Source organism: Microseira wollei NIES-4236, from assembly GCF_020521235.1.
GTDB classification, from domain to species: domain Bacteria; phylum Cyanobacteriota; class Cyanobacteriia; order Cyanobacteriales; family Aerosakkonemataceae; genus Microseira; species Microseira wollei.
In genome coordinates this window covers 1-338 of record NZ_BLAY01000613.1, presented here as the reverse complement: position 1 = coordinate 338, position 338 = coordinate 1, and the positions used below count along the sequence as shown (strand labels likewise).

The following is a 338-nucleotide window of genomic DNA, read 5'->3' as shown; positions in this document are numbered from 1 at the left end:
CACGGCATCGATCAATCTGTTTCACCAGCCAAAGTCTAATTCATGCCGTGTCCCGATCGATCGACAGGTTTCACCAGTAGGGACGCATCGATCGATATGTTTCACCAGTAGGGACACGGCATCGATCAATCTGTTTCACCAGCCAAAGTCTAATTCATGCCGTGTCCCGATCGATCGACAGGTTTCACCAGTAGGGACGCATCGATCGATATGTTTCACCAGTAGGGACACGGCATCGATCGATAAGTTTCACCAGTTTCACCAGTAGGGACACGGCATCGATCAATCTGTTTCACCAGCCAAAGTATATTGAATGCCGTGCCCCGAGAGATCAATCT

The 338-nt window shown here is 49.4% G+C and carries 1 protein-coding gene; it reads left to right on the top strand.

Annotated elements, in window-relative coordinates:
• Nucleotides 1-268 (top strand): hypothetical protein (locus tag MiSe_RS50020; RefSeq protein ID WP_226595071.1); only part of this gene is annotated, 268 nt, incomplete at its 5' end.
• Between the last annotated feature and the right edge of the window lie 70 nt (nt 269-338).